We start from the raw sequence: 26,986 nt of genomic DNA on the forward strand, positions 1-26,986 counted from the left end.
CCGCCCCGCACAGGGGCGACGCGTGAAGCACGCTAACAATGCGCGGATGCCAGCGCAAAGGCAAGCGCACAAGGACAACAAAAACACCAGCAAACCACCCAAGCGTCGCAGACAACAACCAACCTCTTACCGTGCTCTCACAACAATCTGCGCCAACGCATCCCTCTCAATCTTAACGAGCGAACCCCGAACCATAGCAAACTCATCAGCACCACACACCTGATGCCCAAACCTCGCGCGCAAGCGCCGCGAAATCTGCACAACCCGCGTAGCGGAATCAAACACATACCGCGATTCATAATCAAAAAACCGATCCCGCACAACAACATCCTGCGGCATATCCGTAACACGCACACTATCAGGCAACCCAATCTGCGCGATCTCATCGAAGTCGCCGCCAATACAGACCCACGGCTGCGTCCGTTCCGGCTCGGCGAGCCATGCCTGCACCTGCGTCCCGATCCCGCCCGACAGGCTCGTCAACGCGGGCAATGCCGTCGTGCCGTCAGGCCAGGTAAAGTGCTCCAGCGAACCCTGCATAAAGGTCGTAAACGGTCCCACGGTAGGCGTCACGTCGCCTGGCTGCATCCGTGCAATCCCATGCAACCCCGTCTGCCGCAAGCGATCAGCGGCAATCAACTGCCAGCGCTGCCGCGTCGCGCGACGAAACACATTGCGCTCCAGCTCGGCCGATACCCCCACGTCCTCGACGCGATACGTGAACGCCGCCGCGCCCGTCCGTTCGATATCGATCTCGAGCCGCGCGTTGCGCCCGCGTTCCTGCGTCGCGGGCGTGCGCGCGAGCACGCCATCGTCGACCAGCAACACCGGCCGGTCCATCGCGCCCGGCGGCAAATAACCGAAACCGATACCACCCGCCGTCGTATCCGCATACACGCGCAATGAAGGAATCCACGTGATCGCATGATTGATCGCGCTCGCGCCATAGCCCGGCACATCGGGCAGCACATAGACCGGCCCAAGGTTCAGAAGCACAGCCTGACTGTCGATACCGACGGCCGCGAGCATCGCCCCATACAACGCAACGTGGTCCTTGCAGTCGCCATAGCGGTTGCGCAGGATATCGCTCGCCTTGTGCGGCACGGCCGCCGTCTCGCCCAGAAAGAGCGCGACATAGCGAATGTTCAGGCGCACCCAGTCGTACAGAATCTGCGCCTTCTCGCGCGGATCGTCGGTGCGCGCCGTCAGCGCCTGCGCAAGCTGCGCAATGGCAGGATCGCGCCACGTCGGGTCCAGCGCCGCCGTCCGATAGCGTTCCGCAAACGATGCGAAGTCGCGCGTCGTCGAGACCATCAGACGGTCGCCCCACGTCGCGTAGCCGACGGCGCCCGCTTCGATGGGCGCATACGGCCCATGCCGATACTCGAACGTGTAACGCGTGCGGCCATTCTCCGTCACGGGCGGCAACGCGACGTAGCCGCGCGCGTCGGCGTATAGCGGGACATCGGCGGGCAGGTCGAAGATCAGTTGCTGCAGGTCGACGGGGCCGCGCGTCGGCTCGATGAAATAGGCGAAGGTGCCGCCCTGCAACGGCAACGCGCGCGTCTTGCGAAACGCCAGATGCACACGCGAACCCGGCTCGACGCCCGGAAAGATCACCGTACGCAGCACGCCGTCCTGAAACGTCGGCGCGCCCGCCGAGCGCGGCTCCTGCACGTCGCGAATGCCGTCGGGCCCTACGGGATGCGCAACGCCGTTCGGGTCGATCGTTTCCGCCGCAAGCAGCTGCACCTGCTCGATATCCTTGTTGAACCACACATAGCGCTGCGCGATATCGTCGACGCCGCTCGTCGTGTTCGCGCGCAGCACCGTGTCGTCACGCTCCTCGATCGAGCCGTCCTTTTGCACGACGAACAGATGCACGTCGCGCTCGATCGTCGATGGCGGCAGGTCGTCGGCAGCGACGCGCTCCTGCGGATGCACGGCGCCCGCGCCGCATGCGCCGACGATCAGCGGCAACACGGCCGCCGCGCGCAAGCGGTGCGCACGCCGGCTCATGCCTCGCGCACCATGCGGCGACGCCCGACTCTCTCGCGCACGCCGCGCTGCATGCGCCACGCACGCGGGCTCATGCCGAATTCGACGCGAAACGCGTGATTGAAATTGGACACGTCGTTAAAGCCGCTATCGAACGCGATATCGACGATCTTCGTGTCCTCTCCGGCAAGACGCAGCGCCGCATGGCGCAGGCGCGCGCGCAGCACGTATTGATGCGGCGTCACGCCCGTCACGCGCCCGAACGTGCGCAGAAAGTAGAAGTCGGACAGCCCGCACATCTGCGAAAGACTTGCGAGCGTATGCGGCGCATCGGGCGTGTCGTCGATCAGGCGCACGGCCTGCGTGACGCGAGACCATGCGGATGCGCTCGTCGCCGCAGCATGAGGTTTCGTGTCCGCTTGCGTCGCGCGCAGCACGGCCCCGGCCAGTTCGACGGCGAGTTCGTCCCATGCCGTGCCGGACGCGCGCTCCGTCGCCCCGGCGCACGCCCGCGCGACCAGGCCGGAAAACGCGCGCAACGGCGGCATACGCGCATGCCGGAAGGATGGCGCGGCGCCAGCGAAGCCTGCGTCGGCGGCGAGCCGCTCGAAGTACGCGGGCTGATAGTGAAACGACACGCAGCGGTCGCCGGGCGCATGCCGATGCCCGCATTCGAAGCACTCGCCCGCATTGCCGAGCAGCAGCGAGCCCGGCGTGAGCAGTTCGCGCCCCGCCGCCGACCGGTAGCCGAACGCGCCCGCCGCGACGATCGCGATGCACACGCCCCCATGCTGCTCCTCGAACGGCCTGTCACGCGGACCGAAGGTGCACAGCACGTCCGTCACCGACCAGCCGTCGCCTGCGGCAAGCGCACGCATCTGCGTGCTGCCGGACGCGCCGAGCGTGTCGCGGCGCGCCAGCGCGGCTTCGAGATCGACGGCAATTTTTCCCAAGATGTCACCTCGGCAGGTCCGTATGCTCGTTTTATCACAACGGCGGCAGGCGCGGCACAACGCGTTCGCCACCCCTATTCAACCAGCTTCAGCATACGGAGCAACCCCAATGAATGCATTGGATCACGGTGCCGCTGCCGGGTTTCACGCAGCACTCGCCGCGCCCGGTCGCGCGGCGGGGATCGCCGCCGCCGACGACCTCTACGGCTGGCTCATCGGCAGTTGGGACATGGACGTGCTGCACTACCGCGCCGACGTGCGCGAGCGGCATCTGACAGGCGAGATTCATTTCGGCTGGGTGCTCGAAGGGCGCGCCGTGCAGGACGTCTGGATCATGCCGCGCCGCGCGGATCGCGGCGTGCGCGATGAGCAACGTTTCGACATGTACGGCACGACGCTGCGCGTATGGGACCCGTCGATCGAAGCGTGGCGCGTCACCTACATCAATCCGGCGAGCGGACAGCGCGACGAACTGATCGGCCGCAAGATTGGCCAGGACATCGTGCAGATCGGCACGCATGCGAACGGTACGCCGATCCGCTGGAACTTCACCGGCATCACCGACGACTCGTTCCGCTGGACAGGCGTCGCGCTCGCCGCCGATGGCGTCACGTGGAATCTGGAAGGCGAATTCGTCGCGCGGCGCAGACGCGGCTAGCGTATCTGCAGCGGGCCGCGCGCACTGATCAGGCTTGCCGCAATTCCGCGCCCTCGTCCTTCGAAAGCTTCACGAAGAAGAACAGCGAGCACAGCACCGCTGCGCCGACGACGTAGAACGCGGGCGAGAAATCGCGCGCGGTGAGATGCGCGGCGCTGCCGCCGTGCAGATGCGCGGTCAGCGCGAGCAGCGACGCGCCGAACGCGACGCCGAGGCTCACCGAGAGCTGCTGCGCCATGCCGGAAAGCGCCGTTGCGCGGCTCATCTTCGGCTTCGGCATGTCGGAGTAGCCGAGCGTGTTGAGCGTGACCATCGCGAGCGAATTGAACAGGCCGCCCACGAGCAGCGTGCAGAAGATCAGCAGATGCGGCGTACTGGGCGTGAAAAGCCCATAGCACGCATAGAAGCAGCCCGTCATGCAGGTCGCGACGATCAGCAGCGTGCGAAAGCCGATGCGCTGAATCGCCTGGGTCATCACGCCGCGCACCGCCAGCGAACCGACCGCCGTCGCGACGCTCAGCGAGCCCGAAGTGAGCGGCGACAGGCCGAAGCCCAGTTGCAGCATCAACGGCATCAGGAACGGCGACGCGCCAATCCCGATACGCAGCGGCATGCCGCCGAGCACGGCCGTCCGGTACGCCTTGTAGCGCAACAGCAAGGGATCGATGATCGCATCGACGTGGCGGCGGCTATACAGCCAATACAGCAGCATCGACAGCGCGCCCGTGCCCGTGAACGCGAGCGTCACCCATTGCGGCACGAGCCCGCGGCCAGCAGTATCCAGCCCGCCGACGAGACCCACGAGCCCCGTCGACAGCAGCACGAAGCCGGGCAGATCGAAACGCTCGTCGATGCGTTCGTGCGTGTCGTCGATGAACGCAAGCGCGCACAGCACGCCGATCACACCGAACGGCACGTTCAACAGAAAGATCCAGCGCCACGACGTGAGCGTCACCACGACCCCGCCGAGCAGCGGACCGGCAAGGCGCCCCACCGCACCCGGCACCGTGAACCACACCATCGCGGCGACCATTCGCGCGGGCGGCACGCTGCGCAGCAGGATCAAGCGGCCGACTGGCACCATCATCGCGCCGCCCATGCCCTGCAGCACGCGAAATACGACGAGTTGCGGCAGCGATGTCGCGATCCCGCACAGCGCCGAGGCGAGAGAAAACATCCCGATTGCCGAGCAGAACACGCGGCGCGCGCCGAAGCGGTCGGCAAGCCAGCCGCTCGCCGGCAGGAACACGGCGAGACTCAGCAGATAAGAGGTGATCGCGAGATTCAGATGCAGCGCCTCGACGCCGAGCGAACCCGCGATGGAAGGCAGCGCGGTCGCCATGATGGACGTATCGAGGTTTTGCAGGAACAGCGGACAGGCAACGATCAGCGGAATGATGCGGGCGCGGTCGGTCATCCCGTTCTTTTACCGCAAAACAGCCGCCGATGGCGAGTCTCTAAGCACGCACGGTGTTACGGTTTGTTGCGCCCGCTACGGCCCGATGCGGCACATCTCGTGCGCACGGGGCCGTCAGCGCGCGTCTTCTTCTAGCGCGCGCCGCAACGAAAGCGCGATGCCGCGCGCCGCGAGCGTCACTTCATCGAGCGACGGGAAGGACGGCGCGATGCGCAGGTGCCTGTCTTCGTCGTCGCGTCCATACGGATACGCGGCGCCCGCCGGCGTCAGCACGAGACCGGCCTCCGCCGCCAGCGCGACCGTGCGTTTCGCATAGCCCTTCGGCGCGTACAGGCTGATGAAATAGCCGCCTTCAGGACGATTCCACGACACGCCAGGGACACCCGCGAGCAGTGCTTCGAACGTGGCCACCACCGCGTCGAACTTCGGACGCAGCAGCGCGCGGTGCTTCGCCATCAGGCGTTCGAGTCCGTCGCGGTCGCGCAGAAAGCGCACGTGGCGCAGCTGGTTCAGCTTGTCCGGGCCGATCGTGCGCACGCTCATATGCTTTTGCCACCAGCCGATATTGCGCTGCGACGCCGCGAGAAACGCGATGCCGCCGCCCGCCACCGTGACCTTCGACAGCGACGCGAACACCAGCGCCCGGTCCGCATGCCCCGCCCGTTCGCACAGTTCGACGATGCCGGGCGTGCTACGCGGCGTGTCCGTCAGATGATGGAAGCGGTATGCGTCGTCCCAGAACAGCCGAAAGTCGCTCGCGGCGGCGGGCAACGCGGCAAGGCGCTCGACGGTTTCACGCGACCAGATCGCGCCGCTCGGGTTGCTGTAGAGCGGCATGCACCAGATGCCTTTGATCGACGGATCGCTTTTCACGTGCGCTTCCACGGCGTCCACGTCGGGGCCGTCCTGGGTCATCGGCACGGGGATCATGCGAATGCCGAGCGCCTCGCAGATCGCGAAATGCCGGTCGTAGCCGGGCACCGGGCACAGGAACGCCACTTCGCCCTGCCGGCTCCACGGGGCGTGCCCTGGCATGCCGTGCAGCATCGCGAACGCGAGCGCATCGTGCATCAGTTCGAGGCTCGAATTGCCTGCCGCGACCACTTGCGACGCATCCACGTCCAGCAATTGCGCGCCGAACTCGCGCGCCTCGGGCAAGCCCAGCACATGCCCGTAGTTGCGGCAGTCGATGCCGTCGCGCGACACGTAACCGACCGTGCCCGCTTCGTCGAGCAGTGCGCGCGACAGATCGAGTTGCTCGGGCGACGGCTTGCCGCGCGACATGTCGAGCCGCATCGCAAGCTGCCGGAATTCGTCGTAAGTGGAAGCCGTCGCCATGATGTCCCCGGGTGAGCGCGCTCGCACCGGATGTCGAGCGCAGTGTGTGAGGCCAGTATGCCGCTGCCCCTGAGATCAGACAAACGCGTTATATTGAACATTTCGATCAATATTTCTTATACGTATTTCAAGGAGAGGCAAGCGGATGAAAGCCCTCGATCTCGATGTGCTCGCGATGTTCGTCGCCATCGCCGACACCGGCAGCTTCGTGCGCGGCGCGGCGCTCGTGCACCGCTCGCAGTCCGCGCTGAGCATGCAGATCCGTTCGCTCGAAACCGCGCTCGGCAAGCCGCTGTTCGTACGCGGCCCACGCAGCGTGACGCTCACGCAGGACGGCCAGGTCATGCTCAGCTACGCGCGGCGCATGCTCGCGCTGCGCGACGAAGCGTGGGCATCCGTCGTGCATCCCGACGTGAAAGGCCGCGTCGCGATCGGCGTACCGGACGATTACGCTTCATCGCTGCTGCCGTCCGTGCTGCGCAACTTCTCGGCGACCTATCCGAAGGTCGAGATCCAGGTGGTCGGCCTGCCGAGCAACGCGCTCGCGCCGCTGCTGAAGGACAACAAGATCGACCTCGCGTGCGTGACGCGTGTGAAGGGGCTGGCGGGCGAATTCATCCGGCTCGAGCCGATGGTGTGGGCGGGCACGTCCACAGCGGGACGCGAAGTGTGGAAGGAACGCCCGCTGCCTATCGCGCTGTTCGGCGTGGGCAGCGTCGCGCGCGCCAACGCGATTCAGACGCTGGAGCGCGCGAAGATCACCTATCGCACGTCGTATGAAAGCCCGAGCCTGATGGGCCTGTTCAGCATGGTCGACGCGGGTCTGGCCGTCGCGCCGCTCGCGCGTTGCGCGGTGCCCGAGCGCTTCGTCACGCTCGGCCGCCAGCATGGCCTGCCGAAGTTGCCCGAACTGGAGATCATCCTCGCGCGCAGCGCGCGCTCGAACCGCCCGCCGTGCGACTATCTGGCCGAGCAGATCCTCAGCGAACTGCGCGACTGAGCAGATTCGCGCGCCGCTGTACGCTTCACATCGTCGCGATTAACCGTTGCCGCGCCGCGCGATAAGCGCCGCTGTGCACGCCCGAATCGCGCGCCGCATCGAGCAGGCCGTCGCGAGCCTGCGCGCCGGGGCCATCGCCGGCAAGCCATGCGTCGATATCCCCCTTTGCGCCGGGATGGCCGGCCGCGCCTTGGGTGCGCAGATGCGCGTCGGCGAGCATGCGCTCTTCCCACACCATCAGGTACGCGAGCCGCGCGTAGCGGCTAGCGCGCGCTGCGCGCCGCGGTTCGAAGTGCGCCTGCGCGATCCATTCGGGAAATTGCTCGCCCGGCATCGGACGCGCAATCCCATAGCCCTGCGCGAGATCGACGCCGAAGATCCGCAGCGCGTCGAGCAGCGCCGGGTCCTCGACGCCCTCGACCACCACGGCTTTGCCGAGCGCCTGCCCAAGCCGCGCCAGATGATGGATGAACGGCAGCACATCGGCGGCGTCATGATCCTGCAGATCCGCGATGCTGCGATCGATCTTCACGCAGTCGAACGGCAGCTCGCGCAACCGGCTCAGGCTGCTGTGCCCCGTCCCCAGATCGTCCTGCGCGAGCTCGACGCCGAGCGTCTTGTAGCTCGCGATCTGCGCGTCCAGTTCGACGCCGCATGGCAATGCGCCCGACTCCAGCACTTCCAGCATCAGTTCGCCCGGTGCGCAGCCGAATTCGCGGAACGCGGCGCGCGTCGCGTCGAAGTAGCGCGGATCGCCGAGCGCGGCCGGCGGCAGATTGACCGACGCGACCACGTCGATGCCAATACGCCGCCACGCGTTGCGCTGCGTCAGCACCTGTGCGAGACCGCGCCTATACAGCTCGAGATGGCCGTCGCCGCACAGCGAAGGCAGAAACTGGCCTGGTGCGATCAGCGCGTCACCGTCGCGCAGCCGCGCGAGCGCTTCGACCTTCGTCACGCGGCCGGTGCGCAGGTCGAGCAGCGGCTGATAGTGCATGCGCAACGCATCCGCGCGCAGCATGTCGCCCCATCGCCGATGCACGGGGCGCGGCGCCGCACCGGAGCCGGTTGAACTTGATCTGCTCATAAATGGTCTGGCCGAAATGTTGGGGAAGCGTTCGTGCGCGTCGCCACCTATGGGGTGACGATCCGCAAGGCGAGCGTATTGATATGGGATGCCAGGCAATCCTGGATACACACCATCACATGAATGCACTGGCGCGAAGACGCTGACCAATATCAATGCCTTCTGCGGACACAGTGCCGACAATCTCTTCTCGGCTAGCTCCTAGCCGACGGGACGAGCGCGTCACACTCCACGGTGCGCGACGTCTCTTCGGGCTCCGCAGTTCCCCGGCTGCGGAGCCTGTTTTTTCGACGGCTGGCAACGCGCGCGCCAGCACGCTAGCGAAGCGCCTCGTCGAAGTGCGCGACTTCTGCAGCGATTGTCGAGTGATAGCACTCGGGCAAGTTGCTCATGCGCGGTTCGTTCCACACCTTCTTCATGCGCGCGCCGTACTGGATCAGCGCATCGCTTTGCAGCGACGAAAGCTGCGTGAGCTCAACAGACGAACCCGTGCTGTCGCCGTCGTCGTAACACTCGGCGCGATCAGTGGAAGAGGCTTGCATCGAGGTTTCCATCACGTTCAAAACGACTCCCAGTCGTCATCGGCAGATACGGTCGCATTTGCCACGCCCGGCTTCGCGGCAGGCGCGGCGCAGCGCACCGCCAGTGCATGCCTTGCCGCGGCGACGGGCGGGCGCACGGCGCGCGGCAACGTCACGGCAGGCGCGGCGTTGCGCGCATCGGCGAGCCTGAAGACGGCGATCGCGCCCGTCATCTGGACCGCCTGCTCGTCGAGCGCCTGCGCTGCCGCTGCCGACTGCTCGACGAGCGCCGCGTTCTGCTGTGTGACCGCGTCGATCTGGCTGATCGCCTGGCTCATCTGCTCGATGCCCTGGCTCTGCTCTTCCGACGCCGCAGAAATTTCACCGACGATATCGGACACCTGCTTGATCGCACGCATCACCTGGCCCATCGTCGAGCCGACTTCTTCTGCCTGGCGCGAACCGTCCTTGACGAGTGCCGTCGAAGACTCGATCAGATCCTTGATCTCCTTCGCCGCCGACGACGAACGTTGCGCGAGCGAGCGCACTTCACCCGCGACGACGGCAAAGCCACGCCCCTGCTCGCCCGCGCGTGCCGCTTCAACGGCCGCGTTCAGTGCGAGGATATTGGTCTGGAACGCAATGCCTTCGATCAGCGCCGTGATATCGGCGATCTTCGCGGAGCTCTCGCTGATGTTGCCGATCGTGCGCATCATCGCCTGCACCGCGTCGTTGCTCGCATCGGCCATCGAGCGGGCGTTGGCCGACAGCGCATTGGCCTGGCGCGCGTTGTCGGCGTTCTGCTTCACGGTTTCGGCCAGCTCCGTCATCGTCGCGGCCGTCTCTTCGACGGACGCCGCCTGCTCTTCCGTGCGCGACGACAACTCCATGTTGCCCGCCGCGATCTCGTGCGAGGCTACGGTTACCGAGTCGCTCGACGTCTTGATGCGGCGCACGGTGTCCGCGAGCTGCTCGCTCATACGCTTCATCGCGTCGAGCAGCGAGCCGAACTCGCCTTTCGCGTCGACCGCGATCGAACGGTCCAGACGGCCGTCCGCGATATCGTTGGCGATCTCGACAGAGCGGTTCAATGGCCGTGTGATCGCCTTCGACAGATACACCGTCGCGCCGAGACACACGAGCGCGCTCGACGCCAGCATGCCGAGCGCGATCCAGAACATCTGCTTCGACGAGCGCGCGCTGTCGCCCGCGAATTCTTTCGCCTGTGCCTGGTTCAGGTCCATGTCCTGCTGGATCAGCGCATTGAGCGCCTCGGCCACGCGCACCACGGTATTGCGCTGGAACCCGATAGCGCCCGCCATGTCGCCGCTCTCGATCTGCGCGACCTCCTGATCGATCGCCGACCTGAACATGCCAGCCTGAGCGTGAATCCTGTCGGCAAGCGTCTGCTCATCGGCGCTGCTGATGCCGCCCGAATAGTATTGCGCCCAGCACGAATCCATTGCGGCCAGCAGCTCGCGCACGCGCCGCAGGTTGTCCTTGTCCTGCGTCACGAGTGTCTGCCACAGCAAACGGCGGATTTCGATCTCGTGGATGCGGAACATGGCGAGTTGCGTAACGGGAACCAGATTGCCTGTGTAGGCGACCTGCATGTTGTCGCTGATCGATTTGACGGATCGCATGCCGTACAGCGCATTGCCAACCAGTAACACGGTACAGACGGCAAAGGCCGCGATGATCCTGAAGCGGATCGTTTGAAAAAACTGGGTCATTCCACTCTGCCGGATGGTGGCGCTCGGGCGGCTCACGTGCCGCGCCTCGCGCCTGAAGAAGAAGACGGCTCGCGCGCATCGCGCAGCCGTGGCGGAACGCGTCTTCGTCAGGTCGCGTTCTTATGTCGATCGAGCCGCAACGCATCACATGCGTCGTTAGGGGCGACTGTCCATTGAGATCGTAAGGTTGGCCGGGCGTGCGGGCAATGATGGAGGTCAATATCAAGATAGGCGGGAAAATTCTTATATATTTAGGAAACCTTTTCTATATTTCCCGTACGTGTCTCGCATGACAATGGCACGGCATGAAAATAGATCTGTCATCCACGCCCTACACGATATCCCCCTGCCCTACGCGCAATTCAACCGAACACCCATATTATTTTGAGACAACGCGGGCAATACTCTCGCTCGGGAATTCGACGTAAGCGCTACGGACGCATCGCGCGGGTTGATTGCGATGTCATGCCGTTCGGATAGCACCGTCTGATCGTAGCCACGCCGCCTTGCCTGCGAGGAAACCATGAACGCTGACGATGTTTTTTCGGAGATACGCGAAGTCAACCTTGCCTATCTGATGCTGGCTCAAAGCCTCGTGCGCAGGAATTCCGTCGAGGCACAGGTGCGGCTTGGCGTGTCGGCACCGCTCGCAGCGATCATCGGCGGCCTGTCCGCCGCGCAGATCGTGCGGCTCGCCGATTCGGACGTGCTGCTGTGCGGCGTCGGTCTTCATGAGGGATCTGTGCTGAGCGCGCTCAACGACAGCCTCGGCCGGCACGAGATGCAGCCGATGCACGCCGCGATGCTGCTCGCGCAATTGCCGGCGAGAACCCTGTAATGACCGCGCTTGCTTCGCTGAGGGCCGTGGTCGCGCGCACAGACCCGGGGCAACGTCGCCTTGTCGACGACGTCAACGAGACGCTGCTTGCCATCGAACTGTTCGAACTCGGCGCGCGGCTGCAGGTCACGCAAGCCGAAACGACGTTGTCGCGTGACCGTCTGATTCGCCTCTACAAGGAATTGCACCGAGAATCGCCGCCCAAAGGCATGTTGCCGTTTTCCGCCGACTGGTACGTGACGTGGCTGCCGAACATCCATGCGTCGCTGTTCCATGCGTTGTACCGGTCCGTCTCCGCGCAGCGCGACATCCGGCGGATCGCGGCGATCATCGCGGCGTACCGGCTCTATCTGGAACACGTGCCTCAGGGCACCGACCCCATCTTGAGCTTCACCCGCGCGTGGACGCTCGTGAGGTTCGTCGAGAGCGACCTGCTGCATCTGAGAACGTGCGGTTGCTGCAAGGGAGACTTCCTCGCGCTCGCCTATGAGCTCGAACCCGGCTACGTCTGCGGTCTGTGCAAGCCGCCCTCGCGGGCGGGAAAAACAGGCCGCCCCGCCAAAACCGAATAATGGACCCGTCCCGCACAACGGGACGAACCGCGCGCGCCGACACCCACGGCATATCGCGCATGCTTCTAGTCAGGAGATTCAAAGTTGGACCACAACGAAACGCTCAACGAAATCCGGGAGGTGAATCTGTCATTTCTCTTGCTCGCGCAACGGCTGGCGCGCGTCGATAGTCCGATGGCCATGCGTCTGCTCAGGGTCGGCGAGGAATCGTTGAAGGAGATTGCCAGCTTGCCGCCCGAACAGATCGCGAGGCTCGCCGCGACGAACATGCTTTTCTGCCGCTTCGCGCTCGACGACTGCGCGCTGCTGGCGTCGCTTGCTCACGGCGTTCCGCGCGGCGTCGAACGGCAGACAGCCGAGCCGCTCGCGGCTTGAGCAGCCCCCGGATTGGCGCCCTGCAACATGCATCGAAACCGGATCAACCCGATTCGAATCGACCGTAGAACGCTCTGGCGTTCGTGCGGACTCTCAAATCTGGAAACGTCGTTTCCAGCCGTATGTATTGATAGTTATCCTATTCGACATATGATTTGGCTACGAGCATTCATGAGGATCGTTCGCTGCAGCACGCATGCCACGCAACGGCCGCCTCGCCGTGCGTGATTGCACGCACAGGGCGCCCGCTCGAGCGCCAACGTGACGCAACGGGCAAACCTGGCACAAAACATCGCACACACCAAGACACGACCCGCAACGCGCCTGGGCGGGCACACGCGACGCTGCTGCGCAAGTCCAGGCGCGCCCGCTGCAACCGGACGATCTGAACCAGCACATGAACCCTGCCGCATCGCCATCCTGCCTGAACCTGCGCACGGCATCGATGACGCTCGCCGTCTTCATGGCGGGAGTGCTCGCAGCCTCGGTCACCGCCTCCCTCACGCTGCGATGGACGACGATCGTCGCGGCCGCGACGGGACTCGCGTGCGCGCTCGCGTGCATCGTGTGGTCGCACCGGCAGGAACGGCTCAGCCGCCTCGCCCACGCAAGCCCGTTCGACGACGATGCGCACAACACAGCGCCCGTTCAAACCTTCGACGAGGCCCGCCTGACAGCCATCATCCGCTCGTCGCGCGAGGCAATCGTCACGATCGACGCGATGCAGCGCATCGTGCTGATGAACCCGATGGCGGAGGAACTGCTCGGTTGCGAGGCGGCGAAGGTGCTGGGCGGTCCGCTCTCGCGCTTCATCCCCGAACGGTTTCGCATCGCGCATGCGAAGCATGTCGAGCATTTTGGCGCGACGAGCGGGTCCGACCGGCGCATGGGCAGCCAGCGCGTGCTGTATGCGTTGCGCGCCGACGGCCGGGAGTTCCCCATCGAGGCATCCATTTCGCAAAGCCAGTATGACAACGAGAAGCTCTACACCGTGATGCTGCGCGACATCACCGAGCGCGTGCGCGCCGAGGAAGCGCTCAAGCAGTCGCGCGAAGACCTGCGCGAGCTGTCGGCAAACCTGCAGCGTGTGCGCGAGGAAGAGAAGGCGCACATCGCGCGCGAGTTGCACGACGATCTCGGGCAATCGCTGACTGCGCTGAAAATGGACCTGTCGGTGATCGGGCATGCGCTGGAACGCGAAGGAATCGACAACGCGTACGTGCACGAGCGGCTGCATGCGATGACACGCGTGATCGACGCGATGGTGGCGTCCGTGCGGCACATCGCGGCGAACCAGCGGCCCGCGATGCTCGACGATCTCGGCCTCGTCGCGGCGATCGACTGGCTCGCCGACGATTTCTCCCAGCGCTATGGCATACGCGTGGCACGACGGCTCGAGGTTGGCGCGGCGGCGTTTTCGCACGGTGCGGCGACGGCGATTTTTCGCATCGTCCAGGAAGCGCTGACGAATGTCGCGAAGCATGCACGAGCGTCGCTCGTCACGCTCGCGATGCGCGTCGACGGCGAGCACTGCACGCTCGACATCGTCGACGACGGCCGCGGGCTGCCCGCCGCCGGACACCCGCGCGATCCACGCACCGGCAGGAATTTCGGGCTGCTCGGCATTCGCGAGCGGGTCCATATGCTCGGCGGCACGCTATCGACGGGCGAGCCCGGCCGCGGCTTCAACCTGTCCATCACGTTTCCGCTCGACGCATTGCAATCTGAAGAGACGCAGCCATGATCCGCATTCTCATCGCCGACGACCACGCGCTGATACGCGAAGGTCTGCGCCACATCCTGAAGGGCTCACCCGAGTTCGAAGTAGCCGGCGAAGCCGCCGACGCGGCCAGCACGATCGCGCTGGTGCGCTCGACGGACGCGCACATCCTGATCCTCGACCTGTCGATGCCGGGGCGCAACGGCGTCGAAATGATCCCGCAGATCAAGGCCACCAATGCCGGCCTCCACATTCTCGTGCTGACGATGCACGGCGAGCACCAGTACGCCGTGCGCGCCTTCAAGGCGGGCGCGTCCGGCTATCTGACGAAGGAAAGCGCGAGCAGTGAGCTGGTGAGCGCGCTGACGAAGATCGCGGGCGGCGGCGTCTACATGAGCCTTTCGATGGCCGAGCGCTTCGCGCGCAACCTGCACGAGCCGCTCGAGATGCTGCCGCATCAACGGCTCAGCGACCGCGAGTTCGACGTGTTCCGCCGCATCACGGCAGGCCAGACGATCGGCGAGATCGCCGCGCAGCTGTGCGTCAGCACCAAGACGATCAGCACCTACAAGGCGCGCATCCTCGACAAGATGCAGATGCCGCATGGCGCCGCGCTGGTGCGTTACGCGATGCGCCACAAGCTGTTCGACGACAGCGAAGAGTCCTGAACGGGTCCGCTGTAGGCGACACCCTACGCGCCCTCCGATCGACTGACCGCAGATTCATTCGCCGCTGATTCAATTTTGAGACAGCACCCAACATACTTTCGGGGTTGACAGTGCGCGCGTTGCTGCCCGACCGCGGCGACGCACGCCGGACAACACCATTTCATCGTGCGTGCATCAGGGCCCGCACGCGTGTTCCCGAAGGAGGCCACCATGCTACTTGCCGATGCACCGATGCTCACGCCCTCGCCGTTCACACAGGCAACCGACTTCGTACGCAGGCTCCAGCCAGGCGGTGCGCAGCATCCCGCGCCGCGCTGTTCGCAATGTGCGATCAGCCCGCTGTGCAATCCCGGCGAGCTGAACGCCGAGGAGCTTGCGCAAGTCGATTCGCTGGTTCAGGAGGTGCGCACCGTGCAGCGCGGCGCGAGCCTGTATCGCGCGAACGACCCGTTTCACAACGTCTACATTCTGCGCAGCGGCTCGTTCAAGACGGTCGTCATGCATCGCGAAGGACGCGAGCAGGTGACGGGCTTTCAGATTGCGGGGGAAATGCTGGGACTCGACGGGATTGTCGGCGAGCAGCATCTGTGCGGCGCGATTGCGCTCGAACGCAGCACCGTCTGCGTGATTCCATTCGAGCTGCTCGAAGACGTGTGCCGCGAAATCAAGCCCATGCAGCGGCATCTGCACAAGGTGATGAGCCGCGAGATTGTCCGCGAATCGAACATGATCATGCTGCTCGGCACGATGCGCGCCGAGCAGCGGGTTGCGGCCTTCCTGCTGAATCTCGCCGAGCGCTATGGCACGCGCGGCTACTCCGCGACGGAGTTCAACATGCGCATGACGCGCAGCGAGATCGGCAGCTACCTGGGCATCACGCTCGAAACGGCGAGCCGCATGTTCTCACGGCTGCAGCAGGAAAGGCTCGTGCAGGCGCGCGGCAAGCAGATTCGCATTCTGGACAGCGGCGCGCTCGCGCGGCTCTGACGCGCGCTGCACGCGTTGAGGCAGCGGCCCACTGCACGTTCATCCTTCTTCGCCCAATTGCACCAGCAATGCGTGCAGCCGCTCGGTGTGACGCAACAGCATGTGCCGATGCTTGTCGATCTGTTCGAGGCGGCCGGCCAGATCGGCGTGAATGGGATCATCGAGCTCGGCGGCCGACAGCACGTCTTCGACTTTGGTACGCACCGATGCGAACTCGACGGTCGGATGCGTCAGCGAGCGCTCGAAGCGCCGCACTTCCTGCACGGCAAGATCGCGCACCTTGCGGAAATACGCCTGGCGCCGGTGCTGTTCGGCTTCGTGGACTTCGTCCTCCGGACGGCGCGGCGCCTGCTGTCCGAAAATCGGCTCCGGTGGACGCAGCACCGATTTCTTGCGTACCGGGTGCGCCGTGCCGCGGAAACGCGCGAGCGGCGTTTCGTTGTCGATCGCTTCGCGCGCATTGTCGGGCACGTCTGCGGGTTCATGCGGCGCGTCCATCCAGCCGCCGGGCAGTCCCGTCACGGACTCGACGCCGCGCACGAACTCCTCGCTGAAATCGCGCTGCCCGGCGAGCATCAGCTTCAGATACGACGCGGAGAACGTCATCATCCGCGCAAGCCGTGTCACCGCGCCGACCTCCCGCGTCAGCAACGCCAGATTGGCCCGCCAGATGGGAAGCAGGGATTCGTCGGAATATTCCATCGCTGGGTCTTCCTTCATCAGTCTTGCTGCTAAGCCTGCGTTGATCGGACCATACGCACCGCAACACGCATGCCCGTGCGCCGCGTCCGACAACGATAGTCGCATCGCCATGCGGCGCGCAACCGGATTCGCACCGCGGTTGCTGCGCAAAGGCAACACCGTTACGCGTCGCGGCACATGGGCGTTTCACTGAGCATTGACCCCGGCAGGCGGTCGGCGTTCCGCACCGAGGCACGAGGACGGATGGATTTCGCCATGTGGACTTCGCCACGCGGCAAATCAGCGGAGGGAGCGAGACGTCCGGCCGGACGTCTGCGAGGTCGCTGCGCGCGTGGCCCGAAGCCCGCGCGCACGCGCCTTTCAGGCCGTCGCGACGTGCGAGAGCGCCGTCTTCACGAGCTTGTCGAGCAACGGCTCGATTTTGCCTGCGAGCGCTTCGTCGTACGCATAGGGCATCTGTTCCTGCATGTAGGTGATCTGCGAAAGCTCGAGCTGCACTGCATGCACGCCCTGCTCAGGCTGGCCATAGTGGCGCGTGATGTAGCCGCCCTTGAAGCGGCCGTTCGCCACGGCCGTATAGCCGCCATGTCCGTCGACGATTTTCGCGAGCGCTTCCGCGAGCCCCGGCGCCGCGCTCGCGCCGTTCGACGTGCCGAAGTTGAAATCGGGCAAGCGGCCGTCGAAGAAGCGCGGCACATGCGAGCGGATCGAATGCGCTTCCCACAGCAGCACCTTGCCGTGCTGCGCCTTCAGTGCAGCAAGCTCGCCCTGCAGGGCCTCGTGATACGGCTTCCAGTACAGGTCGCGGCGCCGCGCGACTTCGGCGTCGTCGGGCAAGCGGCCGTCGCGATAGAGCGGCTCCTTGTCGAAGGTATCGACGGGCAGCAGGCCCGTCGTGTCCTGCCCCGGATAGAGGTTGGCGCCATCGGGCGGACGGTTCAGATCGATCACGTAGCGCGCATAGGTCGGCGTCAGAATCGACGCACCCATGCGCCTGGCGAACGCATACAGGCGGTCGAGATGCCAGTCGCAATCGTCGGTGCGCGCGGCGGCGGGCGTCATCTGCGCGGCGATATCGGCGGGCAGGCGCGTGCCCAGATGCGGGATCGAGATCAGGAACGGCAGGCTTCCCCGATGCAGCGAGAAGACGGGCAAGGTATCGGTGGCGGTCATGTCGTCGGTGCTTCTCAAAGTTGACTCGGGTTCACTTCAGCAGTTCGGCGAGCGCCGCGCGATATTGCGCATACGCGCGCTCTTCGTCGCGATGCTTGCGGTTGTCGACCACTTTGGCGCCGCCCGCGTAGACATCGCGAATGGGTGTCTCGCCGTGCTCGCAGAATACGACACCGGAAAGCCACGCGTCGTTCGCGTGTTCGGCGATGCTCGCGTGGTCCGCATCGAGCACCATGAAATCGGCGCGCGCGCCCGTGCGCAATGCGCCTGCCGCGCGACCCGTCGCGAGCGCGCCGCCTTCCAGCGACGCCGCGTACAGACGGTCCGCGACGCGCGGCATATCGGCCGACGCAAGCACGTTGCGCTGCCGCCTCGACAGACGTTGACCGTATTCGAGCAGCCGCAGTTCCGCACGCCAGTCGACGCCGATATGGCTGTCGCTGCCGACGCCGATGCGCCCCTTTTGTTCCAGATAGTCGTGCGCCGGAAAGATACCGTCGCCGAGGTTGGCTTCCGTCGTGAGGCACAGGCCCGCGACGGCGCCGCTCTTCGCGAGCGCGGCCGTTTCATCGGCATCGACATGCGTCGCGTGGACGAGGCACCAGCGCGCGTCGACATCGAAGCGATCGAGCAGCCATTGCACGGGCCGTGCGCCTTCCGTTGCGACGCACGCGTCGACCTCCGCCGTTTGCTCGGCGATATGGATGTGCACAGGCGCGCCTGGCGACATCGCATCGAGTCCATTCAGCAACTCGCGCAGCGAATCGTTCGACACCGCGCGCAACGAATGCGGCGCGACGCCGTAGCGCAGCGCGCCGTGCTCGGGACGCGCGCGGCGCAGCGTGTCGAGCAACCCAAGCAGACTGTCGGGCGTGTTGATGAAGCGGCGCTGGTCGTCGCGCGGCGGCTGTGCGCCAAAGCCCGCGTACTGATACAGCACCGGCAGCATCGTCATGCCGATACCGCTCGCGCCCGCCGCATCGACCACGCGTTGCGCGAGTTCCGCGTCGTTCGCGTAGCGCTTGCCGTCCTGCATGTGATGCACGTAATGGAATTCGCAGACGGACGTGTAGCCCGCCTTCAGCATCTCGATGTAAAGCCATTGCGCGATCGACGCGAGCCCTTCCGGCGTGATGCGCGCAGCGAAGCGATACATCAGGTCGCGCCAGCTCCAGAAGTTATCGGTGGCGTTCGCCCGGTATTCGGTGAGGCCCGCCATCGCGCGCTGGAACGCGTGCGAATGCAGGTTCGGCATGCCGGGCAACACGGGACCGCTGGCTTTGGCGACGCCTGCGGGCGCTTGCGCATCGGCTGTCACCGAGACGAGCGCGCCGTGCGCGTCCCATTGCAGCAGCACGTTGCGCCGCCAGCCTTCGGGCAGATACGCGTGATCGGCGAAAAGCGATTGAGTGGCTTGAGTCATGTTCGATCCCATTCTCGCGTCGCGCTCAGTGCACCCGACGCGTATAGACGGTTTCACCGCCGCGCACGACGCGTGCGCACAGCGGGCGTCCAATCCAGTAGGCAAGTTCCGCAAGCGACTGCACCGGCCACACCGCGAAATCGGCGTTGCGTCCGACGGCGAGCGCTCCGTGCTTATCCGCCTTGCCGAGCGCCTGCGCCGCGTGGCGCGTCACGCCTTGCAGCACTTCGGGCACGGTCATGCGGAACAGCGTTGTCGCCATGTTCATCATCAGCGGCAGCGAGGTCGAGGGCGAGGTGCCCGGATTGCTGTCCGTCGAAATCGCGATGGGCACTTCGTAGCGGCGCAACAGGTCGAGCGGCGGCAATTGCGTCTCGCGAATGAAATAGAACGCGCCCGGCAGCAGCACGGCGACCGTGCCCGCTTCCTTCATCGCGGCGACGCCCGCTTCGTCGAGAAACTCCAGGTGATCCGCCGACAATGCCCCATGCCGCGCGGCAAGCACCGTGCCGCCACCGTTGGACAACTGCTCCGCGTGCATCTTGACGGGCAGCCCGCGGCGCGCAGCGGCATTGAACACCCGCTCGCTCTGTTCGAGCGAGAAGCCGATGCGCTCGCAGAACACATCGACGGCATCGACGAGTCCTTCGTCGGCCAGTGCGGGCAGCATGCGCTCGCAGACTTCGTCGATGTAGTCGTCGGCGCGGCCCGCGAATTCCGGCGGCAACGCATGCGCGCCGAGAAACGTGGTGTACACCGTCACGGGATAACGCTCGCCGAGTTGCCGCGCGACGCGCAGCATCTTGCGTTCGCTTTGCAAGTCGAGCCCGTAGCCGGATTTGATTTCGATGGCCGTGACACCTTCGGCAAGCATCGCTTCGAGCCGCGCGGCCGACTGCGCGAACAGCGACGCTTCATCGGCGGCACGCGTGGCGCGCACCGTCGAGACGATGCCACCGCCCTGCTTCGCGATGGCTTCGTAGCTGACGCCCGCGAGCCGCTGCGCGAATTCGTCGGCGCGCTGGCCACCGTACACGAGATGCGTATGGCAATCGACAAGACCGGGCGTCACCCACGCGCCGCCCAGGTCTTCGCGCGGCCACGCGGCGTATTGCGCGGGCAACTCGCGCGACGCGCCGAGCCACGCGATGCGGCCGTTCTCGACGGCGATCGCGGCGTCGTCGATCGTTTGGTTGGGATCGCCCTGCGCACAGAGCTTCAGATGGTTCCAGACGGTTTGCTTCATGGCAGGGCTGTCTGTGATGTGGGCAAGCGCTCAGGCTTGCGATGTGTCGAGATAGCGGATGCTAATGGCGAGCAGCGCGCCCTTCCCTGTGACTTCGCATGACAACGCGCGTGCATGGTCGATGCGTAACGTGTCCATGGTCACGAGCGTCGTTGTGTTGGCAGCGTTGTCCGTCGCGACGTGCAACTCGCCTTGCGCGCAGAACAACAGCACGACATCGGCATCGAGTTGCGTGTGCGTCGGGTCGCGCCAGATTGCGACGTCGCCCGTTGCCGCGCCACGCCGCACCATCAGGTTGAAATCGCGCGTCGCACCGTCGATCAGTCGCGCGTCGATGGCCATTTCGCCTTCGAAGCGCGCGATGTCGAGCGGCTCGCGCAGCGTGTGAGTCGCACCGCCAGCTTCGTCGAGCAGCATGCCCGCGCCCGACAGCAGCACGAGCGTCCGGTCGATTCCCGCGAAGCGCGAGAATGGACCGACTTGCGCGACGTCGGCGACGCTCACGCGCCACACGAAAGAGTCGAGCGCCGCGCCCTCGGGGAACGCGGCGACCTCGCGCGTGACGCCGCCGCCGTTCTTCCACGGCGACGCCACGAGGTCCGCGCCGCGAATCAGCGACACGCTGGCAGTCGATCGCGTCGCGGTCACGATCAACGGCCCAGCATCGGCAGCTTGAGACCGGCTTCGCGCGCCGTTTCCTGCGCGAGCTCGTAACCGGCGTCCGCGTGACGCATCACGCCCGTCGCGGGATCGTTGAACAGCACGCGGCCGAGACGCTCATGCGCGGCGTCCGAGCCATCGGCGACGATCACGACGCCCGAGTGCTGACTGAAGCCCATGCCGACACCGCCGCCATGATGCAGCGACACCCACGATGCGCCGCCTGCCGTGTTCAGCAGTGCGTTGAGCAGCGGCCAGTCGCTGACCGCGTCCGAGCCGTCCTTCATCGATTCCGTCTCGCGGTTCGGGCTCGCAACCGAACCCGTATCCAGATGATCGCGGCCGATGACGATCGGCGCCTTCAGTTCGCCGTTCTTGACCATTTCGTTGAACGCCTGGCCCAGACGATAGCGATCCTTCACGCCGACCCAGCAGATACGCGCCGGCAAGCCCTGGAACGCGATGCGCTCGCGCGCCATGTCGAGCCAGTTGTGCAGGTGCGGATCGTCGGGGATCAGTTCCTTGACCTTCTGGTCCGTCTTGTAGATGTCTTCGGGATCGCCCGACAGTGCGACCCAGCGGAACGGACCCTTGCCTTCGCAGAAGAGCGGGCGAATGTACGCGGGCACGAAACCGGGGAAATCGAACGCGTTCTGCACGCCCATTTCCAGCGCCATCTGACGGATGTTGTTGCCGTAATCGAGCGTCGCGGCGCCGCGTTCCTGCAGCGTGAGCATGGCTTGCACCTGCTTGGCCATCGACTGCTTGGCGGGCGTCACGATGCTTTGCGGGTCCGTCTTCTGACGCTCGCGCCAGTCCTCGATCTTCCAGCCTTGCGGCAGATAGCCGTGAATCGGGTCGTGCGCGCTGGTCTGGTCGGTCACGCAGTCCGGCGTGATGTTGCGCGCAACCAGTTCGGCGAATACGTCAGCGGCATTGCCGAGCAGGCCGATCGAAACCGGGTTGCCCGTCTTCTTCGCTTCTTCGATCATCGCGAGCGCTTCGTCGAGCGTCATCGCCTTCTTGTCGACATAACGCGTCTTCAGGCGGAAGTCGATGCGCGACTCATCGCATTCGACGGCGATCATCGAGAAGCCCGCCATCGTTGCCGCGAGCGGCTGCGCGCCGCCCATGCCGCCGAGACCGCCCGTCAGGATCCAGCGGCCCTTCGGATCGCCGTTGAAATGCTGGTTCGCCACCGAGAAGAACGTCTCGTACGTGCCCTGCACGATGCCCTGGCTGCCGATATAGATCCAGCTGCCCGCCGTCATCTGGCCGTACATCATCAGGCCCTTGCGGTCGAGTTCGTGAAAGTGGTCCCAGTTCGCCCAGTGCGGCACGAGGTTCGAATTCGCGAGAAGCACGCGCGGCGCGTCGGCATGCGTGCGGAACACGCCAACGGGCTTGCCCGATTGAATCAGCAGCGTCTCGTTTTCTTCGAGGTCTTTCAGCGACGTGAGGATCTGATCGAAGCAATCCCAGTTGCGCGCCGCGCGCCCGATGCCGCCGTACACGACGAGCGCATGCGGATGTTCGGCCACTTCCGGGTCCAGATTGTTCTGGATCATCCGGTACGCGGCTTCCGCGATCCAGGTCTTGCAGGTTTTCTCGCTGCCGCGCGGTGCGCGGATCGTGCGGGTCGGGTCGAGACGCAGGTCGATGTGTTTCGGGTTGTTCATGATGCCCTCGGAAGCGCTGATAACTCGGTAACGGAGTCGAAGATTGAACGGAAACGGGAATCTAAAAGTGGCCGGTGAACCGGTAGCGGTTGCCGGGGTGCCACAGGTTGGCCACCGAAGCGACCACACCCTGCGACCACGTGCGCCGGTGCAGCACGAGGCAAGGTTCGGCATCGTCCATCGTCAGATGCCGGCGGGTGTCGGCATCCGGCGCGGCGGCTTCGATGCGGTACTCGACGCGCTGCAGCGGCGCGACGCGTACGAGATACTGGTTAGGCGTCGTGTTCGTAAAGTCCTGCAACGCGTATTCGGGCGCGACGGCCGGGTTGACCCAGCGCTCTTCGAGCTGGACGGGCTCGTCGTTCTCGAAGTGCAGCACGCGCGAATGAAAAATCGGGTTGCCCGCACTCACCTGCATTTCGGCAGCGAGTTCTTCGTCGGCGATCGCGGCGCCCACGTGCAGCACCTTCGCGTGATAACGATGACCACGCGCGACGATCTCGTCGGAGATGCTGCGGATCGCCACCAGCGTCGACTCGTACTTCGGCCGCGCGACGAACGTGCCCGAGCCCTGAACGCGCGTGAGCACCTGATCGGCCGTCAATTCGCGCAACGCGCGGTTGACCGTCATGCGCGCGACGTTGAATTCGCGCGCAAGCTCATTCTCCGATGGAACCTGATGGCCTTCGCTCCATTCGCCCGCGTGAATACGGGCGAGGATGAAGTCCTTGATTCCCTGATAGGCCGGTGCGTTCATGCCGGGGCGTCTCGCTGTACGGATGAATTAACGTTGCTCGGAGATGAACGAGAACGGGCTGTGCGCAGCGATCGTGCCGTCCTGCACGAGCTTCGTGCAAGCGGCGATGTCGGGCGCGAAGTAGTGGTCGAGTTCGTAGTGCGCGACCTGTGCGCGGATCGTGTCCATTACTTTTTGCAGCGCCGGGCTGGTCTTGTGCGGCGCGCGCAGATCGACGCCTTGCGCAGCGGCGAGCAGTTCGATCGACAGGATGTTCGCGGTGTTCTCGGCGATGTCGGCGAGCTTGCGCGCGGCGAAGGTCGCCATCGACACGTGGTCCTCCTGATTGGCCGACGTGGGCAGCGAATCGACGGAAGCCGGGTGAGCCAGCGTCTTGTTCTCCGACGCGAGCGCAGCAGCCGTGACGTGCGCGATCATGAAGCCCGAGTTCACGCCGCCATCCTTGACGAGGAACGGTGGCAGGCCCGACAGCGTCGCGTCGATCAGCAGCGCGATGCGGCGCTCGGCGAGCGCGCCGATTTCCGATGCGGCGAGCGCGAGGTTGTCGGCGGCGAATGCGACGGGTTCCGCGTGGAAGTTGCCGCCCGACAGTACTTCGCCCGTATCCGGGAAGATCAGCGGGTTGTCCGACACGGCGTTCGCTTCGACGAGCAGCACTTGCGCGGCGGCGCGCATCTGGTCGAGGCACGCGCCCATCACTTGCGGCTGGCAGCGCAGGCTGTACGGGTCTTGCACCTTGTCGCAGTCGGCGTGCGACACGTTGATGGCCGAGCCGTCGAGCAGCGTGCGATACGCTGCCGCTGCATCGATCTGGCCTTGATGGCCGCGCAGCGCGTGAATGCGGTGATCGAACGGCTTGACGGAGCCCATCGCCGCGTCCACCGAGAGCGCGCCCGCCACCAGACCCGTGCGATACAGATCCTCGATCGCGAACATGTTGTACAGCGCGAGCGCCGTCGATGCCTGCGTGCCGTTCAGCAGCGCGAGGCCTTCCTTGGCTTGCAGCGTCAGCGGCTTCAGGCCGACGAGACGCAGGCCTTCCGTCGCCGGGACGCGCTCGCCCTTGGCGAACACTTCGCCGACGCCGAGCAGCACGGCCGACATATGCGCGAGCGGCGCGAGATCGCCCGATGCGCCGACCGAGCCCTTCACGGGAATCACGGGCAGCACGTCAGCGTTGAACAGCTTGATGAGCGCCTCCATCACTTCGCGGCGAATGCCCGAGTGACCTCGGCCGAGGCTCGACAGCTTGAGCGCGATCAACAGGCGCACGACCGGCCGCGACATCGGCTCACCGACGCCAACGGCGTGCGAGAGCACCAGATTGCGCTGCAGCAGTTCGAGCTGGTCATGCGGAATGTGCGTGCTCGCGAGACGGCCGAAGCCCGTATTGATGCCGTACGCCGGCTCGCCCTTCGCGGCGATGTCCGCGACGGCTTGAGCGCAGGCGTCGATGGCGGCGAAGCTCGCGGGATCGAGTTCCAACGTGACCTGCTCGCGAGCGATCTGGCGCAGTTGGGACAAAGTCAGGGTGCCGGGCGTAAGGATCATGATGTGAGTTCCTGTCTATACAAATTTTGAGAAAGTGTAGCCGCGTCAGCTTGTATATACAACTCAAATTTTGGGGTTTTGGATAGGGAGTTTCCATTAGGCACAGCGGGGTTGCTGGCATGGTTCTGGCGGTTTGGCCCGCTTGGGTCCGCGGTGACGCCGGGCGCCGTTCAGTTGCGTTCTCGCCAGAGAAAACCCGATAACTTGTATATACACATCCAATTTTCGGGTTGGCAAGCGGACAAAAAGCCGGGCTAGCCTTGGGCCCAGCGCCTCCCGCCACGTCATTCTTGATTCCAGATCAAGATTGATTTGAGACTGACGCGCTTTTTGCAAAACTCGCCTGCCGCCATACTCAAGTCATTCCCAGTTTTCTCTCGAAGGAGAACGTCTTGAATATCTTCATCACTGGCGCGAGTGGCTTTATCGGCGGATCGATTGCGGCGGGTCTCGTGCGCGCGGGACATCGTGTGACGGGCCTGATCCGCAATCCGGAGCATGCGGCTGAACTGAAGCGCCTCGGCATCGAGCCTGTCGTCGGTACGCTCGACGACCGCGACATGCTGATCGCGCAAGCCAGGGCCGCCGACGCCGTCATCAATGCGGCGAGCAGCGACCATCGCGGCGCGGTGGAAGCGTTGATCGAAGGCCTCGAAGGCTCCGGCAAGCCGTTACTGCATACGAGCGGTTCGAGCATCGTCGGCGATGCGTCGGGCGGCGAACGCGGCGACGCGAAGATCTACACGGAAGACGCGCTACCCGAGCCGACGGCGGACAAGGCGCCGCGCGTCGCCATCGACAACCTCGTGCTCGACGCGGCGAAGCGCGGCGTCCGCTCATCCGTGCTGTGCAACACGCTGATTTATGGGCATGGCGCCGTGAAAGGCAGCGCCAGCGTGCAACTGCCGCGCCTCGTGCGGCAGGCGCAAAAGAGCGGCGTCGTGCGGCACGTGGGCAGCGGCGGCAACATCTGGTCGAATGTTTTCATCGACGACGTGGTCGAACTGTATCGGCTCGCGCTCGACAAGAGCCCGGCGGGCACGTTCTATTTCGTCGAAAGCGGCGAAGCGTCATTCCGCGAGATGACGGAGGCGATCGCCAAGGCAATGCATCTCGGCCCGGCGCAGGACTGGCCGCTCGATCAGGCGATCGACGAATGGGGTTATGAAATGGCGTCGTATGGTCTCGGCTCGAACAGCCGCGTGCGCGGCACTCGTGCGCGTACGTTGCTCGGCTGGCAGCCGAAGCACACGTCGGTGATCGAGTGGATCGGGAACGACATGATGAAAGACGCGTGAAACACGCCTAAAACCGTGCGTAGAACGTTGGCCAGTGCACACGTTGTAAGCCAGGATGTTGCGTATCCGTAAGCTCGAATCGCTAGAATCGGCGATGTTCGATGAGGTTGATGACGACCTCGATCTATCGGCTCGGGCACGGATCATTCAATGTTGCTTGCACTTAATTTCGACTGGCTGACCAATCTGCTCGCGATTCTGTTCGTGGTCGCTTGTTTGTATGACTCTCGTTACGATGAGTATGGGACGCTGACGCTTGCTTCGGGTGCGATGGGGCTTGTGGTGATGGGGATTGAGTTGTTTCTCAGGCCGGCGTTTGAGATGTCGTTGTGAGTTTTGTTTTTTTGGTTTTGTTTTTTTGGTTTTGTTTTTTTGGTTTTGTTTTTTTTGGTTTTGGTTTTTGGTTTTGTTTCGCGGTCGCGGGGTTGGGGTTTGCTGTGGTATTTGCTATGCGATAGCGTGCTTCACTTTGTTGCCCCTTTGTTGCCCCCTTTGTTGCCCCTGTGCGGGCGGCAATTTCTATTGATCGCCTTTCGACCGTTGGGCGGGTTGTCTGGGTTTGCGTTGGCATCCGCGTTGCGTTAGCTCGCTTCAAGCGTCGCCCCTGTGCGGGGCGGCACCTACTTTTCTTT

Annotated in this window: 26 protein-coding genes; 10 read left to right on the forward strand and 16 right to left on the reverse strand. The window is 64.8% G+C overall.

All coding sequences use genetic code 11. The features are described 5' to 3' along the window. Positions 1-126: 126 nt before the first annotated feature. Both KFO72_RS33845 and KFO72_RS33850 read right to left on the reverse strand, forming a co-directional pair. On the reverse strand, positions 127-2,019 hold the full coding sequence (locus tag KFO72_RS33845) for a DUF3857 domain-containing transglutaminase family protein (protein WP_225033919.1): 1,893 nt from the start codon (positions 2,017-2,019) through the stop codon (positions 127-129). Next, positions 2,016-2,951 (reverse strand): helix-turn-helix transcriptional regulator, encoded by a 936-nt coding sequence (locus KFO72_RS33850; protein WP_225033920.1) that lies wholly within the window; start codon positions 2,949-2,951, stop codon positions 2,016-2,018. The genes KFO72_RS33845 and KFO72_RS33850 overlap by 4 nt, the downstream gene beginning before the upstream one ends. Before the next feature lie 109 nt (positions 2,952-3,060). Here KFO72_RS33850 and KFO72_RS33855 point away from each other — a divergent pair, with 109 nt between their 5' ends. Beyond that, on the forward strand, positions 3,061-3,609 hold the full coding sequence (locus KFO72_RS33855) for a hypothetical protein (protein WP_225033921.1): 549 nt from the start codon (positions 3,061-3,063) through the stop codon (positions 3,607-3,609). Between the two features lie 28 nt (positions 3,610-3,637). Here the strand turns inward: KFO72_RS33855 and KFO72_RS33860 are convergent, their stop codons facing one another. Then, on the reverse strand, positions 3,638-5,026 hold the full coding sequence (locus KFO72_RS33860; RefSeq protein WP_060600316.1) for a DHA2 family efflux MFS transporter permease subunit: 1,389 nt from the start codon (positions 5,024-5,026) through the stop codon (positions 3,638-3,640). Between the two features lie 114 nt (positions 5,027-5,140). Then, entirely contained in the window at positions 5,141-6,364 is a 1,224-nt protein-coding gene (locus tag KFO72_RS33865) for an aminotransferase class I/II-fold pyridoxal phosphate-dependent enzyme (RefSeq protein ID WP_225033922.1), read from the reverse strand. 145 nt (positions 6,365-6,509) lie between these two features. On the opposite strand from KFO72_RS33865, the gene KFO72_RS33870 reads away from it, so the two are divergent. After that, a complete protein-coding gene (locus KFO72_RS33870; RefSeq protein ID WP_054930187.1) occupies positions 6,510-7,364 on the forward strand; it encodes a LysR family transcriptional regulator in 855 nt (284 codons plus the stop codon). 25 nt (positions 7,365-7,389) lie between these two features. Here KFO72_RS33870 and KFO72_RS33875 read toward each other — a convergent pair whose 3' ends face one another. From KFO72_RS33875 to KFO72_RS33885, 3 genes are all read right to left on the reverse strand, one after another. After that, entirely contained in the window at positions 7,390-8,451 is a 1,062-nt protein-coding gene (locus KFO72_RS33875) for an EAL domain-containing protein (RefSeq protein WP_225033923.1), read from the reverse strand. Positions 8,452-8,768: 317 nt separating this feature from the next. Next, positions 8,769-8,993: a hypothetical protein gene (locus KFO72_RS33880; RefSeq protein ID WP_225033924.1), complete on the reverse strand. Its 225-nt coding sequence runs from the start codon at positions 8,991-8,993 to the stop codon at positions 8,769-8,771. Between the two features lie 17 nt (positions 8,994-9,010). After that, positions 9,011-10,705: a methyl-accepting chemotaxis protein gene (locus KFO72_RS33885; protein WP_225033925.1), complete on the reverse strand. Its 1,695-nt coding sequence runs from the start codon at positions 10,703-10,705 to the stop codon at positions 9,011-9,013. Positions 10,706-11,228: 523 nt separating this feature from the next. On the opposite strand from KFO72_RS33885, the gene flhD reads away from it, so the two are divergent. The 6 genes from flhD to fnr all read left to right on the forward strand — a co-directional run bounded on the left by flhD (position 11,229) and on the right by fnr (position 15,865). Next, entirely contained in the window at positions 11,229-11,543 is a 315-nt protein-coding gene (flhD, locus tag KFO72_RS33890) for a flagellar transcriptional regulator FlhD (RefSeq protein WP_054930185.1), read from the forward strand. Continuing rightward, complete coding sequence (flhC, locus tag KFO72_RS33895) at positions 11,543-12,115, forward strand: flagellar transcriptional regulator FlhC (protein ID WP_225033926.1); 573 nt, start codon at positions 11,543-11,545, stop codon at positions 12,113-12,115. Before flhD ends, flhC begins: the two co-directional genes overlap by 1 nt. Positions 12,116-12,199: 84 nt before the next feature. Further along, positions 12,200-12,490 (forward strand): flagellar transcriptional regulator FlhD, encoded by a 291-nt coding sequence (locus tag KFO72_RS33900; protein ID WP_054930183.1) that lies wholly within the window; start codon positions 12,200-12,202, stop codon positions 12,488-12,490. A 397-nt stretch (positions 12,491-12,887) separates the two neighbouring features. Beyond that, the gene (locus KFO72_RS33905; protein WP_054930182.1) at positions 12,888-14,234 is read left to right on the forward strand and encodes a PAS domain-containing sensor histidine kinase; all 1,347 of its coding nucleotides are present in this window, start codon (positions 12,888-12,890) and stop codon (positions 14,232-14,234) included. Then, complete coding sequence (locus KFO72_RS33910; protein WP_054930181.1) at positions 14,231-14,878, forward strand: response regulator transcription factor; 648 nt, start codon at positions 14,231-14,233, stop codon at positions 14,876-14,878. The genes KFO72_RS33905 and KFO72_RS33910 overlap by 4 nt, the downstream gene beginning before the upstream one ends. Before the next feature lie 210 nt (positions 14,879-15,088). After that, positions 15,089-15,865: a fumarate/nitrate reduction transcriptional regulator Fnr gene (gene fnr / locus KFO72_RS33915; protein ID WP_054930202.1), complete on the forward strand. Its 777-nt coding sequence runs from the start codon at positions 15,089-15,091 to the stop codon at positions 15,863-15,865. 39 nt (positions 15,866-15,904) lie between these two features. Here fnr and KFO72_RS33920 read toward each other — a convergent pair whose 3' ends face one another. The 8 genes from KFO72_RS33920 to hutH form a co-directional block, all read right to left on the reverse strand. Beyond that, positions 15,905-16,567, reverse strand: a complete 663-nt coding sequence (locus tag KFO72_RS33920; protein ID WP_054930201.1) for a hypothetical protein — start codon at positions 16,565-16,567, stop codon at positions 15,905-15,907. 360 nt (positions 16,568-16,927) lie between these two features. Further along, positions 16,928-17,740, reverse strand: coding sequence for an N-formylglutamate deformylase (gene hutG, locus KFO72_RS33925; RefSeq protein WP_225033927.1), 813 nt, complete (start codon positions 17,738-17,740; stop codon positions 16,928-16,930). A gap of 31 nt (positions 17,741-17,771) precedes the next feature. After that, entirely contained in the window at positions 17,772-19,163 is a 1,392-nt protein-coding gene (locus KFO72_RS33930) for a formimidoylglutamate deiminase (RefSeq protein ID WP_060600302.1), read from the reverse strand. Between the two features lie 25 nt (positions 19,164-19,188). Next, complete coding sequence (gene hutI / locus KFO72_RS33935) at positions 19,189-20,409, reverse strand: imidazolonepropionase (protein ID WP_176052625.1); 1,221 nt, start codon at positions 20,407-20,409, stop codon at positions 19,189-19,191. Positions 20,410-20,439: 30 nt separating this feature from the next. Then, complete coding sequence (locus KFO72_RS33940) at positions 20,440-21,030, reverse strand: HutD family protein (protein WP_225033928.1); 591 nt, start codon at positions 21,028-21,030, stop codon at positions 20,440-20,442. 29 nt (positions 21,031-21,059) lie between these two features. Continuing rightward, entirely contained in the window at positions 21,060-22,748 is a 1,689-nt protein-coding gene (hutU, locus tag KFO72_RS33945; RefSeq protein ID WP_225033929.1) for a urocanate hydratase, read from the reverse strand. A 61-nt stretch (positions 22,749-22,809) separates the two neighbouring features. Next, entirely contained in the window at positions 22,810-23,505 is a 696-nt protein-coding gene (gene hutC / locus KFO72_RS33950; protein ID WP_054930175.1) for a histidine utilization repressor, read from the reverse strand. Positions 23,506-23,532: 27 nt separating this feature from the next. Continuing rightward, on the reverse strand, positions 23,533-25,056 hold the full coding sequence (hutH, locus tag KFO72_RS33955) for a histidine ammonia-lyase (protein WP_054930174.1): 1,524 nt from the start codon (positions 25,054-25,056) through the stop codon (positions 23,533-23,535). A gap of 392 nt (positions 25,057-25,448) precedes the next feature. Between hutH and KFO72_RS33960 the strand changes: the two genes are divergently transcribed. Both KFO72_RS33960 and KFO72_RS33965 read left to right on the forward strand, forming a co-directional pair. Continuing rightward, positions 25,449-26,354 (forward strand): NAD-dependent epimerase/dehydratase family protein, encoded by a 906-nt coding sequence (locus KFO72_RS33960; RefSeq protein ID WP_225033930.1) that lies wholly within the window; start codon positions 25,449-25,451, stop codon positions 26,352-26,354. Positions 26,355-26,504: 150 nt separating this feature from the next. Next, positions 26,505-26,687 carry a hypothetical protein gene (locus KFO72_RS33965; RefSeq protein WP_054930172.1) on the forward strand — a complete coding sequence of 61 codons (183 nt, stop codon included), beginning with the start codon at positions 26,505-26,507 and terminating at the stop codon, positions 26,685-26,687. On the opposite strand, the gene KFO72_RS33970 is transcribed toward KFO72_RS33965, so the two are convergent. Next, positions 26,659-26,986 (reverse strand): hypothetical protein (locus KFO72_RS33970; RefSeq protein ID WP_225033931.1); only part of this gene is annotated, 328 nt, incomplete at its 5' end. The genes KFO72_RS33965 and KFO72_RS33970 overlap by 29 nt on opposite strands.

The sequence above is a fragment of the Paraburkholderia sp. XV genome, from assembly GCF_020177535.1.
GTDB lineage: Bacteria > Pseudomonadota > Gammaproteobacteria > Burkholderiales > Burkholderiaceae > Paraburkholderia > Paraburkholderia caribensis.